The sequence below is a fragment of the Oceanimonas marisflavi genome, from assembly GCF_003049725.1.
Classification (GTDB): Bacteria; Pseudomonadota; Gammaproteobacteria; order Enterobacterales; family Aeromonadaceae; genus Oceanimonas; species Oceanimonas marisflavi.
The window spans coordinates 1-509 of the sequence record NZ_QAGM01000069.1; the positions used below are offsets into that span (position 1 = coordinate 1).

1 tRNA gene and 1 rRNA gene are annotated in these 509 nt (G+C 47.5%); both read left to right on the forward strand.

Features of this window, described 5'->3' with window-relative positions:
* Positions 1–40 precede the first annotated feature (40 nt).
* Positions 41–116 (forward strand) — tRNA-Glu (locus DA373_RS16105).
* Positions 117–363: 247 nt separating this feature from the next.
* Positions 364–509: ribosomal RNA gene (locus DA373_RS16110) — 23S ribosomal RNA — on the forward strand; the annotation flags it as partial.

Below are 509 nucleotides of genomic sequence, written 5' to 3' on the forward strand. Positions count from 1 at the left end.
AAAAAATCGTTGAAGCGCAGCTTCAACAACCGATTTTTTGGTCCCCTTCGTCTAGAGGCCTAGGACACCGCCCTTTCACGGCGGTAACAGGGGTTCGAATCCCCTAGGGGACGCCATCTTTAAAGCCATAAGCTATAAGCTTTACGCTGTAAGAGAAAACACCTCTCTTAAAGCCTAAATCTTAGAGTTTAACGACTCTGCTCTTTAACAATTCGGAAAAAGCTGATGAATAAAAGTAGTTCTTGATACTGCAAGTGTCTTGGAACTTCTTGGCGAAATGTGTTGTAAGCATCAGTCACACGATGCGTACCGCCTTCATTAAGTGCACCGGTCTTCGGACTGACACACTTCTTGGGGTTGTATGGTTAAGTGACTAAGCGTACACGGTGGATGCCTTGGCAGTCAGAGGCGATGAAGGACGTGCTAACCTGCGTTAAGCACGGGTGAGCTGGTAAGAAGCGCTTGAGCCCGTGATGTCCGAATGGGGAAACCCACTCTACTTTGTAGAG